Annotated in this window: 9 protein-coding genes; 7 read left to right on the top strand and 2 right to left on the bottom strand. The window is 65.3% G+C overall.

The window, feature by feature from the left end; translation table 11 throughout:
* Positions 1-85 precede the first annotated feature (85 nt).
* From NTV05_15045 to NTV05_15035, 3 genes are all read left to right on the top strand, one after another.
* Positions 86-3,550 carry a PDZ domain-containing protein gene (locus tag NTV05_15045; GenBank protein ID MCX6545716.1) on the top strand — a complete coding sequence of 1,155 codons (3,465 nt, stop codon included), beginning with the start codon at positions 86-88 and terminating at the stop codon, positions 3,548-3,550.
* 157 nt (positions 3,551-3,707) lie between these two features.
* Complete coding sequence (locus NTV05_15040; GenBank protein ID MCX6545715.1) at positions 3,708-6,959, top strand: hypothetical protein; 3,252 nt, start codon at positions 3,708-3,710, stop codon at positions 6,957-6,959.
* 128 nt (positions 6,960-7,087) lie between these two features.
* Positions 7,088-9,532 (top strand): M20/M25/M40 family metallo-hydrolase, encoded by a 2,445-nt coding sequence (locus NTV05_15035; GenBank protein ID MCX6545714.1) that lies wholly within the window; start codon positions 7,088-7,090, stop codon positions 9,530-9,532.
* Positions 9,533-9,682: 150 nt separating this feature from the next.
* Here NTV05_15035 and NTV05_15030 read toward each other — a convergent pair whose 3' ends face one another.
* On the bottom strand, positions 9,683-10,936 hold the full coding sequence (locus tag NTV05_15030; protein ID MCX6545713.1) for a divalent metal cation transporter: 1,254 nt from the start codon (positions 10,934-10,936) through the stop codon (positions 9,683-9,685).
* A gap of 4 nt (positions 10,937-10,940) precedes the next feature.
* A complete protein-coding gene (locus tag NTV05_15025; GenBank protein ID MCX6545712.1) occupies positions 10,941-12,188 on the bottom strand; it encodes a CBS domain-containing protein in 1,248 nt (415 codons plus the stop codon).
* 397 nt (positions 12,189-12,585) lie between these two features.
* Here NTV05_15025 and NTV05_15020 point away from each other — a divergent pair, with 397 nt between their 5' ends.
* The 4 genes from NTV05_15020 (at position 12,586) to NTV05_15005 (ending at position 16,887) form a co-directional block, all read left to right on the top strand.
* Complete coding sequence (locus NTV05_15020; protein ID MCX6545711.1) at positions 12,586-13,026, top strand: hypothetical protein; 441 nt, start codon at positions 12,586-12,588, stop codon at positions 13,024-13,026.
* 6 nt (positions 13,027-13,032) lie between these two features.
* Complete coding sequence (locus NTV05_15015; GenBank protein ID MCX6545710.1) at positions 13,033-13,962, top strand: ATP-binding cassette domain-containing protein; 930 nt, start codon at positions 13,033-13,035, stop codon at positions 13,960-13,962.
* On the top strand, positions 13,959-15,260 hold the full coding sequence (locus tag NTV05_15010; protein ID MCX6545709.1) for an ABC transporter permease: 1,302 nt from the start codon (positions 13,959-13,961) through the stop codon (positions 15,258-15,260). The genes NTV05_15015 and NTV05_15010 overlap by 4 nt, the downstream gene beginning before the upstream one ends.
* Before the next feature lie 106 nt (positions 15,261-15,366).
* Positions 15,367-16,887, top strand: a complete 1,521-nt coding sequence (locus NTV05_15005) for an aromatic amino acid ammonia-lyase (protein MCX6545708.1) — start codon at positions 15,367-15,369, stop codon at positions 16,885-16,887.
* The last annotated feature ends 3 nt before the right edge of the window (positions 16,888-16,890 follow it).

Below are 16,890 nucleotides of genomic sequence, written 5' to 3'. Positions count from 1 at the left end.
TCGCCCCCAGATTGCCGGGCTGAGGTAGGATAGCCCCGTCGCGGGCATGTCCCCCGGGTAATCTCGAATCACAAAGGAGAGGGCGATGCGTCAGTGTCGAGCGATCCTCGGTGTCCTGTCTCTCGTCGCGGTTGTGCTTGCGGCCGTGCTGGCGGTCGCGGCTCTGCCCGGCGTGGCGGTGCTGACCGCAGCGCCTGACAACGAATCCACGCGCCTGCTGCGCTCGCCCACGGTCAGCGCCACCGAGATTGCCTTCGCCTACGCCAACAACATCTGGGTGGTCGAGCGTGCCGGCGGGTCGGCCCGCCGCCTCACGAGCTTCCAGGGCCAGACGGTCAACCCTCATTTCTCACCCGACGGCAAGTGGATCGCATTCAGCGGCGACTACGCCGGCAATACGGACGCGTACGTCGTGCCCGCCTCGGGGGGCGAACCCCGCCGGCTGACGTGGCATCCCGGCGCAGACCAGGTCCAGGGCTGGACGCCGGACGGCAAATCCGTCGTCTTCGCGTCGTCTCGGGCGACGTGGGCGCCGAGCGGGTCGCCGCGCTTCTGGACCGTGCCGGCCGAAGGCGGCGTCGAAGAGCCGATGGCGCTGCCGAGAGCCTACCAGGGGAAGATCTCCGCCGACGGGACGCGGATCGCCTACCGGATGAACAACTCGTGGGACGACGAGCGCCGGAACTACCGTGGCGGGCAGAACCGGCCGATCTGGATCGTCGACCTCAAGTCCTTCGACCTCATCTCGCCGCCGTGGACCGACTCGAAGGACGTCGATCCCTGCTGGGTGGGCGACACGGTGTTCTTCATCTCTGACCGCGATGGCGTGGCCAACGTCTGGTCGTTCGACACCAGGGCGAAGAAGCTGACGCAGGTCACCACGTTCACCGACTTCGACGTCAAGACGATGGACTCTGGCGCCGACACGGTCGTCTTCGAGCAGGCGGGCAACATCCATGAACTTGATCCGAAGAGCGGACGCGAGCACGTGGTCACGATCCACGCGGCCGGCGACTTCCCGTGGATGATGTCGAAATGGGAAGACGTCACGAGCCGCATGACCAGCATCAGTCTCTCGCCGACCGGCAAGCGCGTTGTCGTCGAGGCGCGAGGCGAAATCTTCACCATCCCGGCCGAAAAGGGCGATGTCCGCAACCTGACGAAGTCGAGCGGATCCGCCGAGCGCGACCCGGCCTGGTCGCCTGACGGCAAGTTCGTGTCGTACTTCAGCGACAAATCTGGCGAGTACAAGCTCGTCATCGAGACACAGGATGGGCTCGCACCGCCGCGCGAGATTGCGCTCCAGAACCCGACCCACTACTACACACCGTCGTGGTCGCCCGACTCGAAGAAGATCATGTTCACCGACACCAATCTCAAGGTGTGGGTGCTGGACGTCGCCACGGGCCAGGCGAAGGTTGTGGGCAGCGATCCATGGATGGTGCCCACGCGCACGCTCAATCCCACGTGGAGTCCAGATTCCAAGTGGGTGGCGTACTCGAGCCGGTTGCGATCGCTTTACCACGCCATCTTCGTGAGCAACGTCGAGACCGGCGAGAGCAAGCAGGTCACCGACGCGCTGGCCGACGCCGTGTTTCCAGTGTGGGATGCGGGTGGCAAGTACCTGTGGTTCTTTGCGTCGACTGATTTTGCCCTGCGATCGCAATGGCTCGACATGACGTCGTACGACCACCAAGAGAACTTCGGTCTCTATTGTGCCGTGCTGAAGAAGGGCGACCAGAGTCCGTTGTTGCCGGAGAGTGACGAAGATAAGGGCGTGGGCAGCGCGCCCGCGCCGGGAGATCCGGCGTCGGGCTCGGGCCGCGGGGGCCGCGGTGGTTCGTCGGCAGGCGCGGGACAGGCGGCTGGAGAAGTCCCAGGGGCTGGTGGCGATCAACCTGCGCCGGCAGCGCGGGGTCCGCGCCAGCCTGTCACGGTCGAGATTGATTTTGTCGGGCTGCCGCAGCGCATCATCTCGGTGCCCGGCGTGGCGGGGCGGCCGTATACGCTGTTGCGGCCGGGCGTGGCGGGCACCGTGTTCTATCTCGAACCGGCGGCGGCTGGCGGCGGCGGGCGCGGCGGCGGAGGCGCGACGCTCCAGCGGTATCGCCTGAGCGATCGCAGGGCCGCGACGTTTGTGAGCGGCGTCACGACCTATGACGTGAGCGCGGACGGCCGCAAGCTTGTGTATCGAGGTGGCGGAGGAGGCGGCGGCGGCCGAGGCGCGGCTGGAGGGGCAGGCAGCGGCCCCAGCTTGTATCTGGTCGACGCCGACCGCACGCCTCCGCAGCCCGGCCAGGGCCGCCTGGAGGCGACGCTCCGGATGTTCCTGGAGCCGAAAGAAGAGTTCAAGCAGATCTTCAACGAGGGGTGGCGCAATCAACGCGACTACCTGTACGTGCCCAACCTGCACGGCACCGACTGGCCGAAGATGAAGCAGATGTACGGCGCGCTGCTGCCGTACGCGATGCATCGGGCCGACTTGAACTACCTGCTCGACAACATGGGATCCGAAATCAGTATCGGCCACTCGTACGTGCGTGGGGGCGATATGCCGGAGGTGCCGCCGGTGTATGGCGGACTGCTCGGCGCCGATTTCGCCATCGACAGCCAGCGCTACAAAATCGCCAGAATCTACGACAACGAAAGCTGGAATCCCGATCTCCGCGCTCCATTGGCGACACCGGGCGTAGACGTATCGGTTGGCGATTACGTGCTCGCGATCAATGGCGTGGAACTGAAGGCGCCAGACAATATCTATCGTCTGCTCGATGGCACCGCCGGCAGGCAGACCGTGCTCACGGTCAACGCCAAGCCCGTGATGGAGGGCGCGAAGCAGGTGACGGTCGTTCCCGTCGCGAATGAACAGGGGCTGCGGACGAGGGCGTTTGTCGAATCGAACCGGCGTCTGGTCGACAAACTGTCCGACGGGCAGCTCGCGTATGTGTACGTGCCGAACACGGGACAACCCGGTTACACGAGCTTCAACCGCTACTACTTCGCGCAGCAGGAGAAGAAGGGCGCGATCATCGACGAGCGATTCAACGGCGGCGGGTCTGCGGCCGACTACATCATCGACGTCCTGCAGCGCGACTTCGACGGCTACTTCAACAACGTGGCCGGCGATCGCTATCCGTTCACGAGCCCTGCGGCAGGCATCTGGGGGCCGAAGGTGATGATCATCAACGAGATGGCCGGCTCGGGCGGCGACCTGATGCCGTACATGTTCCGGTACCGCAAGATCGGCCTGCTGGTAGGCAAACGCACGTGGGGAGGCCTCGTGCACACAGCCGACACGCCAGGCTTTATCGACGGTGGTTCGATGATTGCACCGCGCGGCGGGTTCTTCTCGCGCGACAACAAGTGGGCCGTCGAGAATGAGGGCGTCGGGCCCGATGTTGACGTGGAGAACTGGCCGAAGGACGTGATTGCCGGTCACGACCCGCAGCTCGAACGCGCGGTGCAGGAAGGGCTGCGCATGCTCAAGGCGAAGCCGGTCGATCGGGCCACGAAAGAGCCGCCCCCACCGACGTGGGGCAAGAGGAAGTAGGAGACTATCTCAAGAGATCGTCATGCCGGCAGCCGCGTTGGGGTGGTAGACCGGGGTCCAGAGAGGTACACGGCTGGATTCCGGGTTCCGCTTCGCGGCCCCGGAATGAAGGAATGCTGGACAGGAAGTAATGCGGAGAAACACGGAGAGGCCTGATATGCATCCAAGAACCACCGCGGCCGCGAGGCTCGCCATCGGCGCGGTCGTCGCGCTTCTGTTCGCCATGGGACTCAACGCCCAAGGCAGAGGTGGGGGCCCGGCGCCCGACCCGACTGTCGAGCCGCTGAAGTTCCGCTACATGGGTCCCGAAAGCTCGGGCCGCATCTCGGCGGTCGCCGGCGTTCCCGGTGACACGAAGACCTACTATGCCGGCGCGGCCTCGGGTGGCGTCTGGAAGACCACGGACGGCGGACAGTCGTTCGAACCGATCTTCGACAGCATGCCCGTGCAGGCGATTGGCGCGCTCGCCGTCTCTCGCTCCAAACCCGACATCGTCTGGGCAGGCACGGGAGAGGCCTGGGCGATTCGCGATGCGGACATCATGGGAGACGGCATCTACAAATCGACCGATGCCGGCAAGACGTGGAGCAACGTCGGCCTCAAGGACACCGGCCGCATCGGACGCATCCTCGTTCACCCGACCAATCCCGACATCGTGTTTGCGTGCGCGCTCGGCCGCGCCACCGGACCGCAGGAAGAACGGGGCGTGTTCCGCACGACCGATGGCGGCAAGGCGTGGCAACGCGTGCTGTTTGTGAACGCCGACACGGGCTGTTCGGGCCTCAGCATGGATCCGAAAGACCCGAACGTGCTGCTCGCCGGCACGTGGGAAGTCGTGATGCACACGTGGGCGATGTACAGCGGTGGCCCCGGCAGCGGCGTCTACCGGTCGAAGGATGGGGGAACGACCTGGCAGAAGCTTGCGTCGCCGGGTCTTCCGGCATCGCCGGTCGGCAAGATCGACGTCGCGATTGCGCCGTCCAACGCGAAGCGCATGTTTGCGCTCATCCAGACCCCCAATCAGGGATCGCTCTGGCGATCCGATGATGGCGGCGACGCGTGGAAGGTTGTCAGCTGGGATCGCCGGCTCATCGGCCGCGCGGGCTACTACATCCGCATCGAGGTGAATCCGCAGAATCCGGACGAGGTGCTCATCGCCAACAGCAGCTTCCACCGTTCGACGGATGGCGGTCTGACGTTCCCGCCTGGCGGCGGCAGCGGCTGCGGAGACTGCCACGACATCTGGATCGATCCCACCAATGGCGATCACTGGGTGGCGACCGGCGATGGCGGCATGGGCATCACGCGGGACCACGCGAAGTCATTCTTCAGCGTCATCCTGCCCATCGGCCAGATGTACCACGTCGCCGTTGATGAACAGGTGCCGTACTGGCTCTACAGCAACCGGCAGGATGATGGGACGATGAGAGGGCCGAGCACATCGCCGGTGCCCGTGACCAACGTGCCGTCGTATTCGGTGGCGCAGGGTGGCCGAGGCGGTGGCCCTTCGACCGGCTCAGGGCGAGCGGCCGGTGGTGGACGCGGTGGTGGCGGCATCGCGTGGCAGCCGAACATCGGCGGCTGCGAATCGGGATTCACGATCCCCGTGCCGGGCAACCCCGACATCATCTGGGCGACCTGCTACGGCAACGAGGTGACGCGGTTCGACAACCGTCTGGGTACGGCGCGATCCGTCTCGCCGTGGATCCACACGCTGGATTCGGAGCCGAACAAGGCCAGGTATCGCTGCCATTGGACGCCGCCTCTGGCGTTTGATCCCTTCGAGAAGGAGACGGTGTATTACGGTTGTCAGTACATCTTCAAGACAAGCGACCAGGGCCAGTCGTGGAACATCATCAGCCCGGATCTGTCCACGCAGGATCCGGCGCGCATCGTGTCCTCGGGGGGCATCGTCGGAGACAACCTCGGCCAGTTCTACGGCGAGGTTGTGTTTGCGATCGCGCCGTCGAAGATCCAGAAGGGCCTCATCTGGGCCGGCACCAACGACGGACAGATCTGGTACACGCGAGACGGGGGCGGCGCGTGGACCAACGTGTCGAAGAACATCGCCGGCCTGCCGGCATGGGGGACGATCCGGAAGATCGAGCCGTCCCGCTTTGACGCGGGGACGACGTACGTCGCCGTCGATCTTCACCTGATGGACCACCGCGAGCCGTTCATCTACAAGACCACTGACTTCGGGAAGACATGGGCGAAGATCAGCGACGCGCTCCCGACCGGGCATCCGCTCGACTACGTGTTGTCGATTGCCGAGAACCCGAATCGCAAGGGGATGCTCTTTGCCGGAACCGGGCACGCGTTCTTCTACTCGATCGATGATGGGAAGACGTGGACCGCGTTCAAGGAGGGGCTGCCCGCCGCCCCGGTGAGCTGGATCGAGGTGCAGCCGCAGGCGCACGACGTGGCGGTCTCCACGTACGGCCGGGGTCTGTTTCTGCTGCGCGACATCACGCGCCTGGAGCAGGAGGATCCGGCGATCGCAACCGCGCCCGCGTTCCTCTATCAGCCCCGCGTCGCGTTCCGGCTCGCGCGCGGCGGAAACGCGGAGTTCCTCTACTCGCTGAAGGCGGCATCAGCCAAACGCATCGCGTTCGAGATTGTCGACGCGAGCGGCGTCGTCGTTCGCAAGCTCGAAGGTTCGGGAAAGGCGGACTTGAACCGCGTCGCCTGGGACCTCAGGTATGACGGGCCGGCGCAGGTGGAGCTGCGCACGATTCCGCCGGACAACCCCCATATCTGGGAAGAGGCCCGCTTCAAGGGGCGCGACACGCGGCCCATCGTGCACTGGGGGATCCAGGGGCCGCAACGGCAGGGGCCCATCGCGGCGCCCGGCCGCTACGTGATCCGCATGACCGTGGGTGACCAGACGTATTCGCGCCCGTTCGACGTGGTCAAGGATCCGAAACTGCCCGCGCCGCCGTCCGACCTCGCCGCGTCGACCGCGGCGCAGATCCGGATTCGCGACGACATCAACAGGACGGTCGCGATCGTCAACAGGCTCGAGGTGATGCGGAAACAGATCGAGGATCTGCTCAAAGCCAACGCCGGCAGGAAGTCTGCGGAGCAGGCGTTGCGCGGCCTCGATCAGAAGATGATGGCGGTCGAACTGCAGTTGCTGTCGCGCACCGAGATGCACAGCGACGACAAGTGGTACGTCGAGGCCTACAAGGTGTACCTGAATCTCGTCTGGCTCGGCGGCATGGTGGGAGGCGGCGCCAGCGATGTCCAGGGCGGAGCCGATCATCGGCCGACCGACGCGTCGCTCGAAGCACTCGCGTGGATGGAGAAGGACCTGGCGGCCGCCGAACGCGACTACGCCACGCTGATGGAGAAGGACCTGCCCGCCTTCAACAGAGCGAACGCGGGGATGCGGCTCGGAATCAGGTAGGGGCGGAGCTAAACGAAGGACGCCTCCGTGTCGTAAGTGTGAGGCAAGGGCACGTGTGTGTTGTGACCGCCTGCCGCGCCCAGGCATTCCGCGTCCATCGTTTCAGCCCCCGCTGAGAGGATTTCCGCATGCGTCGAAGCACCCGTCTATCGCTCGCGTTGGCCGTATGTCTGGCCCTCGTCTCGTCCGTGCGCATGACCGCCGAACCGACGAAGATCAAGGTCGATGGCAAGATCATCAAGGGCTACATCGCGTTTCTCGCGGCCGACGAACAGCAGGGCCGTCGAACCCTGACGCCCGGGTACGAGAAGATGGCCGAGTGGGCGGCTGGCAAGTTCAAGGAATGGGGCCTCAAGCCGGCGGGCGAGAACGGCACCTACTTCCAGAAGGTGATCATCAGCGGCGCGCGTTCAACGTTAGTGTGGACTACCGGCGCGCCGAGTCTGGCGATCAGCGGCCGGGCCTTCGAGCTTCGCGAGGGCGACTTTACGGTCAGCCCCCTGTCGACGCCTGGCGCCGTGGCGAACGGAGAGGTCGTGTTCGTCGGGTATGGCATCTCGGCGCCAGCCAAAGGCCTTGACGAGTACGCCGGCATCGACGTCAAAGGAAAGGTCGTCGTTGCACTGAAGGGATCGCCGATGGCGGCTCCCGCGGTGCGCGTGCAGTTTGCGCCTCCGGGCGTGGGGGGCACGGCGCCCGCGGCCGGTGCGAAGGACGAGTTTGCTGACGAGTCGGCTGATCAGAAGAAGGCCATGAACGCCTACGAAAAGGGCGCGGCCGGCATCATGCTCTACGATCCGTCGGCGCCGGCGACTGGAACCGGTGGCGGTGGCGGCCGGGGTGCAGCAGCAGGCCCCTCGCCATTCAAGACCGCCTTTCTCTACGTCACGAACATCGCGAAGCCCGTCTTCGACGCGATCATGTGGACTGACCCGCAGGAATCGGCCAACGCCTACGGCCGTCGGATCGGCCTCTACCGGCAGGACATCAAGAACAAAAAGGCGCATTCGATGCGCACCGGCAAGCTGGTCCAGATCAAGGGGTACACGTCGACTTCTCTCTACGGCGCTGCGTTCAAGAACAACTTCGCCCGCAACGTGATTGCGAAACTCGAGGGCACCGACCCGGCGCTGAAAGCGCAGTACGTTGTCCTCGGCGGCCATCTTGATCACAACGGCATTCGCGACGGCGTCATTTACAACGGCGCCGACGACAACGCGTCGGGGTCGGCGGTGGTGCTCGAGGTGGCGCGCCTGATGGCCCTCAACAAGGTGCAGCCGAAGCGAACGATCATCTTCGGCCTGTGGTGCGGCGAGGAACAGGGGCTGCTCGGTTCGAACTACTGGGCCGACAACCCGACTGACGGCGTCAAGATGGACACGGTCGTGACCAACTTCAACATGGACATGGTTGGCCTCGGCGATCGGATCGGCGCAGCGGGCGCGCTGAACTTCCCGTCGATCTTCAAGGTGATCATGAAGGACCAGGATCCGGCCGTCGCGAAGATCGTGGATGCGACCGAAGCCGGTCCGGGCGGCAGTGACTACTCGGCGTTCATCTCGCGCGGCATCGAGGCGCTCGGGCTGATGACGGCCGGCCGCGGCGGCCATCCCGACTATCACGACTCTACCGATGACCCGTCGAAGATCGAGGCGGACGTCCTGGGATGGACCGGGCAGTTTGTCCTGCAGGGTGCGTTGAATGTGGCCAACGAGACCGAGACCAACCTGATCATCGCCGACCGGCTTGATCAGTACAACTCGCAGCGATTCGTCGTGCCCGACGTGGCGGGCGAAGGCGGGGCCGGGGCCCGGGGCGGCGGGAGCGGGCGCGGCGGCGGCGGCTGGTCGTTTGTGCGGGCGTCCACCAATGCGGAATTGATGACCGCGATGACGCAGCGGATCCGGGAAATGCAGGCCGCAAGCGCCATGCCGGCGGCCGGCGGGCGTGGGGGCAGAGGCGGCGGCGGGGCCAGGTACACCAGCGGCGTCCGCGGTCCTGGCGTGTTCCAGGGCAGCATCGAGACGATGGAAGCCGCGGCGACGCTGCTGAGTTTCGGCCGTATCGACGTCGCCGGGCCGGACGGCGCGTGGTTTGGCGACAGACTGACGACCGACGGCAAGGCGGCCTTGAAGGCGATGGAGGCGGCCAACATCGTGGTCAATCTCGTGCGGCCGCAGGCTGGTCTGCTCGGCGACGTACTCGACAACGCGCAGAAGCCTCTGATGGTGACCGAGCCTGGCGCAATGGACGCAGCCCTCGCAGAGAAGTTCAAGGCGAAGAAGGCCGTGGCCATCGTTGTCTGCGACCCGGCGGATATTGACGGTTGCGTCAAGAAGCTCGGAATGTCGGCGACGGCCGTGGGGAAGAACAATCTGCTGCTGTCGATGGGTGCGTCCAGAGATCGGGCCGACGCGACGCGGAAGCTGTACCTGGCGCTCGTCAAGGCAAAGTGGACCCAGGATGAAATCAATACCATGGTGGGTGTTGCCGCGGCGGGATCGGGCGGCGCGCCGGGCCAGAGCAACCTGAGCCGCTTCTCGCCGGCGCCAGCCGCGAGAGGTGGTCAGTAGATCGATCTACTCTCTGGCAGGGGCAACCACAGGGGGTGCCCCCCGCGCCTCCGAGACGGGATTTCGCAGGGGCGGCCCTCTGTGGCTGCCCCTGCCATTCGCCGGCACGGCGACGAGGATTGGTGGCAGACGCCAATTCTCCCCGGCGCGCTACCCCGCGAAGTACATGTCGCGAATCGTGAGGCCCGTCAGCACGAAGGTCAGGGCGGCGAGCACGACGACGGCGACCCACGCGATCACGTTGTAGGCGCGAGGATTGACCCAATCGCCCATCAGGTCGGCCTTGTTGACCAGCTTGATCATGAACACCAGGATGACGGGCAGCAGGACGCCGTTGACGACCTGCGAGAACAGGATCATCTTGATGAGCGGGAAGTCTGGCATCAGAACCACGCCTGCGCCCAGCACGATCAGGCCGGTGTAGAGCCAGTAAAAGATCGGCGCCTCGCGGAATCGCTTGTTCACGCCGGATTCGAATCCCAGGCCCTCGCAGACTGAATACGCGGTCGAGAGGGGCAGGATGCTGGCCGCAAAGAGCGAGGCGTTGAGCAATCCCGCGCTGAACAGCAGGTAGGCGTACTCCCCGAATGGTCTGAGCGCTTTGGCCGCCTCGGCGGCGTTGCCGATGTCCCGCGGCCCGGTCTTGAAGATGGCCGCGGCGCACGCGACGATGATGAAGAACGCGACCACGACCATGACGATGCAGCCGACGATGACCTCGACGCGCGACTCCTTGTAGTCCTTGATGGTGATGCCCTTTTCGACCACCGCCGCCTGCAGATAGAACTGCATCCACGGTGCGATCGAGGTTCCGACCAGCCCCACGAGCAGCGTCAGGTACGCCGCATCCAGCAGGAGCACGGGCTTGACGCTGGCCAGCGCCGAGGCCTCCCAGTCCGGACTGATGAGCACGGCCGCCACGATGTAGGCGATGTACACCACGCAGGCGCCGAGGAAGATCTTCTCCACGCTCGCGTAGGTGCCCTTGACGACAAGCAGCCAGACGGCGAGGGCGGCAAGCGGCACCGACACGAACTTGCTGATGTGAAACAGCTCGAGCGCGCTGGCGACGCCAGCGAACTCAGCGACGACGTTCGTGAAGTTCCCCAGGACCAGCAGAATCATCACGACAAACGTCGTCCGCAGGCCGAATTCCTCGCGAATCAGGTCCGACAGGCCCTTGCCGGTGACCGCACCCATGCGCGCGTTCATTTCCTGCGTCACCACCAGCAGGAGCGCGATCGGCGGCAGCGTCCAGAGCATCATGTAGCCGAATCTGGCGCCAGCCTGCGAGTACGTATAGATGCCGCCCGCGTCGTTATCAACCATGGCCGTCACGAAGCCAGGGCCGATGACGGTGAAGAAGAGCAGGAGACGGCGAGGCAGACGATCCAGAAGCCGCACGCGCCTACTCCTGCCTGAGGACCGAGATGATGTCGTCCGCCGTAATCGCGCCGACGAGCGCACCGCGCTCGTCCACCACGGGCAGGGCCATCAGGTTGTACTTGTCCACGATCTCGGTCACGCGATCGCGGCGTTCAGTGACGGCCACCGACACGACCTCGTCGTCTATGGCAAGGTCACACAGAAGTGTCGGGCCTTCTGCCAGCAGCAGCCGTCCCACCGGCAGCGACCCGGTAAGCCGGCCGTTGGCGTCGACGAGAAAGATATTGGTGAGCGTGTCGATATGCTCGACCTGTTCGCGGACCAACACCATCGCGTCGGATACATTTCCGGTGTCGGCGACGGCGACAAAATCGCTCGTCATCATGCCTCCGGCCGACTTCTCGTCGAACTCCAGCAACTCCTCGACATCCGTCTTGGGTTCGGCTTCCATCTCGTCGAGAATGGCTTCCGACTTCTCGTCCCCCATCTCTCCCAGCACGTCTGCAGCCTCGTCGGGGTCCATCTCCTCGACGATGTCAGCGGCGCGATGGGCCTCGAGGGATTCGAGAATTGAGGCCTGCGTGCGCGGATCCTCGACCTCGGACAGTGTGTCGGCCGCGACCTCGCTGTCGATCGCCGCGAACACCGCCCCCCGGTCCTCGTGGCTGAGTTCCTCGACGATGTCCGCCAGGTCGGCCGGGTGGATGCCTTCCAGCGCCTTCATGTCGATATTGAGCCGAAGCCGGCGCTGCGGGTCTGGCTCGACGATGTTGCAGAATTCCCAGCGGATCGAGTTCGGCGCGATGCGCATCATCATCCGGCGAACCAGCCGCGGCGGCAGGATACCCTGGCACAGGCGGCGGAAAATGCTCCGGACGCCCACGTCGACTTCGAGCACCCAGAGTTGATCGTGGCTGTTCGCGTGCCTCAGCTCGAAGGTCACGTCGTTGACGCGGACGACTTTGCGGCCGTGGATGTCGATGATCTGCTGATCGAGCAGATCGCGCACCATCCGCAGCATGTACTCGTCTTCGTGGTACGGCGTGAGGTGCTCGTCGCGGAGGTAGATGCCGTCGAGCGAGATCCGCTCCACCTGGTCCTGGCGGACGGTCCACCAGGTCAGTTCTCCGCCAACCAGGTACCGGTCGACGATGACGGGATCGACGCTGGGCACGAGACAGGCGTCCCGAAGGCGGCCGATCTTCCGGCCCTTCAGGTCGTAGACCTTCATGCCCATCAGTTCGGTGAGGAAGAGCAGGCTGTCGGCCATGGCACCGCTCCACTCGACGTCGGTCGTTTCTGGGGGTTAGTCGGACTGAAGACGCGCGTCTCTTTCTTATACCACGCGGCGTGCGCGTTCACGCCACCGAAAACCGTCCAGAGACGAACGTCGGGTGGCGCGGCGCTTCGCTTCCCGTCCCCGTCGAAGGATCGCCCGCGAGCGGGGACACGGAGGAGACGCGTTCCGCGAAGAACGCATTCCGGGCGCTCCCCGAAGTGCAGCCAGCCTGGGTTGCAGGAATCCTTGTGATACAGTGGGCCGCCACGGGCCACATGTGGCTGCGGCTCCTGCTGCGGCCCCGCCCGCTGTTACCACGCCAGCCCCTGTGCGCCGATGTCGCCAGATGGATTCTCCTGGTCTGACGATCGACAGGGAGGCACGTGTCATGGGTGATCGCAAATACCGCCAGCGCGGTTACCAGGATGACGGTTCGCGGGACCGGGAGCAGGCCCGGCCGAAGGCCGGCGACAATGGTGCCGCCAGGCCCAAGTCGGCGGACCGCCCGGAAGGCCCGCGCACGCCCAACATGCCGGGATTCCGCGCCGTCGTGCGATGTCATCGATGCGGCTGCGTGACCGACGGCGGCATTCTGTCGAAGGCGACGTGCGCGAAATGCGCGTCGCCGCTGCACTGCTGCGCGCAGTGTGAATCGTTCAACCCGGCCGCACGGTTCGAGTGCATGCAGCCCATCACCGCTCGTGTGGCGCCCAAGGACGCTTTCAACGTCTGCGAGCTGTTCGAGGCCCGCACGACCGTCGAACGCGAGACCGGGTCCGTGCGGCAGACGACCGCCCGCAGCGCCTTCGACGATTTGTTCAAGTCCTGAGCCGCCATGGACGCCACGATCAGCCTTCGCGACGTCACCAAGCGCTTTGGCGCGGTGACCGCGGTCAATGCTGTCTCGCTCGATGTCCCGCCTGGCTGCATCTACGGATTCATCGGGCCCAACGGGTCTGGAAAGACCACCACCTTGCGCATGATCATGCGCATCCTGCTGCCGGACGAGGGCCGCGTCGAAGTGCTGGGCGATGACGGCACCGCGGCGGCGCGCGACCGCGTCGGCTATCTGCCGGAAGAACGCGGGCTCTACCAGAAGATGACCGTGCGCCGCCTCCTGCGCTACTACGGGCAACTCAAAGGGCGGAGCGCGGCCGAGATCGACCGATCGATTGGCGAGTGGCTGAAGGCGATGGGGCTCGCCGACTGGGCGGATCGGCGCATCGACGCGTTGTCGAAGGGGATGGCGCAGAAGGTGCAGTTCATCGCGGCCGTGGTGGCGAAACCCGAACTCGCGATTCTCGACGAGCCGTTCACGGGGCTCGATCCGGTCAATGCCGACGTTCTGAAGAACGCGATGCTCGAACTGCGGCGCGGGGGAACTACCATCGTGCTCAGCACGCACGACATGCGCGTGGCCGAACAGATGTGCGACCGCATCTTCATGATCCTCAAGGGGCGCAAGGTGCTCGATGGCACCCTGAACGAGATCCAGGCCGCGTATGGGGCCGACACGATCCGGGTTCGAAGCGAGGCCGGCGTTCGGGCACTCGCCGGCCTGCCCGGCATTGAATCAGTCAACGACCTCGGAAACATGCAGGAGCTCCGCGTCCAGGGAGATCCACAGCGGTTGCTGCAGCAACTGGCGGCCACGACCAGCGTCACCTACTTTGAAGTGACCCGGCCGTCGCTGCAGGATATTTTCGTGAGAATTGCCGGGCCGGGGGCCGAGTACGCGGCACCACTGGAGGGAGGCCGCACATGAACTTCTCGAAAGTCGGCCTGGTCGCGTCCTCCGAGTTTCAGATGGCGGTGCGAACCAGAGCGTTCGTCGTTGGCCTGCTGCTCATGCCCGTCTTGATGGGCGGCATCATGTTCCTCCAGCGGCGCGCCATGGCTCAGGTGGACACCGAGACGCGCGCCTTCGCCGTCGTCGACCGTTCCGGGAAGGTGTTCGACGCCCTGGAGCGGGTCGCCTCCGAGTACAACGCCGCCGCCGCCGCGGGCAAAGGCGGCCCCACGTTCATTCCCCTCAGGGCTGAGATGGGATCGCGGTCGGTGGAGCAGATCCGCGTCGACCTCTCCGCGCGCGTCATGTCCAGGGAATTGTTCGCCTTTGTCGAGATAGGGGAGTCCATCCTGGCGTCAGACGGATCGGCGCAGGGCGCGCTCGCGTACTATTCGAATCACCCGACCTACACGACACTCCCGAGGTGGATCGAAAGCGCCGTCACGCGTATCGTGCAGGCCGAGCGCATGAAAATGGCGGGCGTCGATCCGGTCGTCGTCTCGAAGCTTGTGCGGCCGGTCAAGGCGACCGAGCGTGGGCTCTTTGTCCGCGATGCCGCGGGGCAACTGAAGCAGGCGGACACGGTGGACGCGATCCGGACGTTCGCGATTCCGGCCGGGTTGATGTTCCTGGTCCTCGTCTCGGTGATGACGGCGACGCCCCAACTGCTGACCACCGTGCTCGAAGAGAAGATGAGCCGGATCAGTGAGGTCATGCTGGGGTCGCTCAGCCCATCCGAGTTCATGCTGGGCAAGCTTGTCGGGGCCTCCGGCGTCACGCTTGTGTTCGCCAGCACGTACCTGGGGGGCGCGATGGCCGTGGCGGTGACCCAGGGATACGGCGACATCATTACGCCCAGGCTCGTGATCTGGTTCGTGGTCTTCCTCAGCCTGGCAGTGCTGCTGTTTGGGTCGTTCTACGGCGCGATTGGCGCAGCGTGCTCGGATCTCAAGGACGCGCAGAACCTGATGACGCCGGTCGTCATCATCATCATCATTCCGATTGCAACGTGGCTGACGGTGGCGCGTGCGCCAGACAGCCTGCTTGCGATCGCCCTCTCCCTGTTCCCGCCGGCGACGCCGTTCCTGATGCTGCTGCGGCTGTTCCTGAATCCGCCGCCACCGGCATGGCAGGTGGCGCTGTCGCTCGTGCTCACCAGCGCGACGGCCCTTGCCTTCGTCTGGGCGGCCGGCAAGATCTTCAGGGCCGGCCTGTTGATGCAGGGCAAGTCGGCGAATTTCCGCGATCTCGCGAAGTGGATCCGCGCTAAGTAGACGCGTCGCGCGCAGGCGACGTACCATCTGATGTGTCCTCGAGGGCGGCCGGGATCGATCATCGACCGGAACGGCCGAAGGGCAATCGACGAAGGAGACGGCATTCATGGTTGTGCTCGACGGATCGAATCTGACGATTGAGAAACTGGTCGGCATTGCCAGACGGGGAGACCCTGTTCAGTTGGCCCCAGCCGCGCGCGAACGGATCACGGTGTGCCGCGCCATGCTCGAGGAGAAACTGGCTGCCCGCGAGATCATGTATGGGACCAACACGGGGATCGGCGAGTTCTCGGAGAAGGTGCTGAACGACGATCAAGTGAAGGAGTTCCAGCGGTATCTCGTCTACAACCACGCGGCGGGCATCGGCGATCCGGCCCCGATCGAACACGTGCGGGCGGCGCTGGCCGGGCGCATCAACGTGCACGCACACGGCAACTCCGGGTGCCGGCCGGAAATTACCCTCACGCTGGTCGAGATGCTCAACAGGGGCGTGACGCCGGTGGTCTGCCAGAAGGGCTCGGTGGGCGCCTGCGGCGATCTCGCGCCGATGGCCCAGGCGGCGCTCCTCCTGATGGGCGAAGGCGAGGCGTTCTACCAGGGCGAACGCCTGCCTGGTGCGGACGCGATGCGGCGTGCGGGAGTCCCGGTGCCCGGCCTGCACGCGCGGGACGGACTGGCCACCATCAATGGCTCGAACCTCTTGACCGCGATGTCCGCGATCCATATCCACGACATGCAGCGCTGGATCCGGCAGGCCGAGATTGCGGCGGCGATGTCGATCGAAGCGCTGCTGGGCAATCTCAAGCCGTACAACGCGACGCTTCACGAACTCCGCGGATTCAAGGGTGCGGTGGCCTCGGCGCGGAACATCCTGCGGATGGTCGAAGGATCCGACCTGGCGACGGGAAGAATGAAGACCAAGGTCCAGGATGCCTACTCGATGCGGTCGACGCCGCAGGTGTTGGGTGCGGCCCGCGACGCGGTCGCGTTTGCGCGCTCGCAGGTGGAGATCGAATTGAACGGGGTCGGCGACAACCCCGTCTTCATCCCGGAGCAGCGCCTGACGCTGACGGGCGCCAATTTTCAGGGTTCGCCCGTTGCGCTGCCGATGGACATGGCCGGCATCGCGATCACCATGGTGTCGGTGCTGTCGGAGCGGCGCCTCAACCGGCTGACCAATCCTGCGCTATCCCAGGGCCTGCCGGCCTTTCTCGCCCACGAACCCGGCTTCTACTCGGGCCTGATGCTCAGCCAGTACACAGCCGACCACCTGATTGTCGAACAGCGCATTCTATCGGCGCCAGCCTCAATCCAGTCAATCCCGGCGGCGGCCGATCAGGAAGACTTCGTCTCGATGGGGATGAACACCGCCCTCAAGAACGGCCAGATTCTCGACAACGCGTACGGCGTGCTCGGGATCGAGCTGATGGCGGCCGCCCAGGCCCTCGACTTCCGCACGTTCACGCCCGGCAAGGGCACGCAGACCGCGCGGGAGATCATCCGCCGGCACGTGGCGCATCTCGAGGTGGACCGGCCGCTCTTCAACGATCACAACGCGATGAAGGCGCTCGTGCAGTCGGGCGAATTACTGACGGGGGTCGAAGCCGCCGTCGGCGCGTTCGACTAGCAG

The sequence above is a fragment of the Acidobacteriota bacterium genome, from assembly GCA_026393755.1.
Lineage (GTDB): Bacteria > Acidobacteriota > Vicinamibacteria > Vicinamibacterales > JAKQTR01 > JBAXOX01.
This window is presented reverse-complemented; position numbering and strand designations above follow the sequence as displayed.

Excerpts from the sequence above, each read along its gene's own strand:
- NTV05_15045 (MCX6545716.1), top strand. The coding sequence starts at position 86 with ATGCGTCAGTGTCGAGCGATCCTCGGTGTCCTGTCTCTCGTCGCGGTT.
- NTV05_15040 (MCX6545715.1), top strand. The coding sequence starts at position 3,708 with ATGCATCCAAGAACCACCGCGGCCGCGAGGCTCGCCATCGGCGCGGTC.
- NTV05_15035 (MCX6545714.1), top strand. The coding sequence starts at position 7,088 with ATGCGTCGAAGCACCCGTCTATCGCTCGCGTTGGCCGTATGTCTGGCC.
- NTV05_15025 (MCX6545712.1), bottom strand. The coding sequence starts at position 12,188 with ATGGCCGACAGCCTGCTCTTCCTCACCGAACTGATGGGCATGAAGGTC.
- NTV05_15020 (MCX6545711.1), top strand. The coding sequence starts at position 12,586 with ATGGGTGATCGCAAATACCGCCAGCGCGGTTACCAGGATGACGGTTCG.
- NTV05_15015 (MCX6545710.1), top strand. The coding sequence starts at position 13,033 with ATGGACGCCACGATCAGCCTTCGCGACGTCACCAAGCGCTTTGGCGCG.
- NTV05_15010 (MCX6545709.1), top strand. The coding sequence starts at position 13,959 with ATGAACTTCTCGAAAGTCGGCCTGGTCGCGTCCTCCGAGTTTCAGATG.
- NTV05_15005 (MCX6545708.1), top strand. The coding sequence starts at position 15,367 with ATGGTTGTGCTCGACGGATCGAATCTGACGATTGAGAAACTGGTCGGC.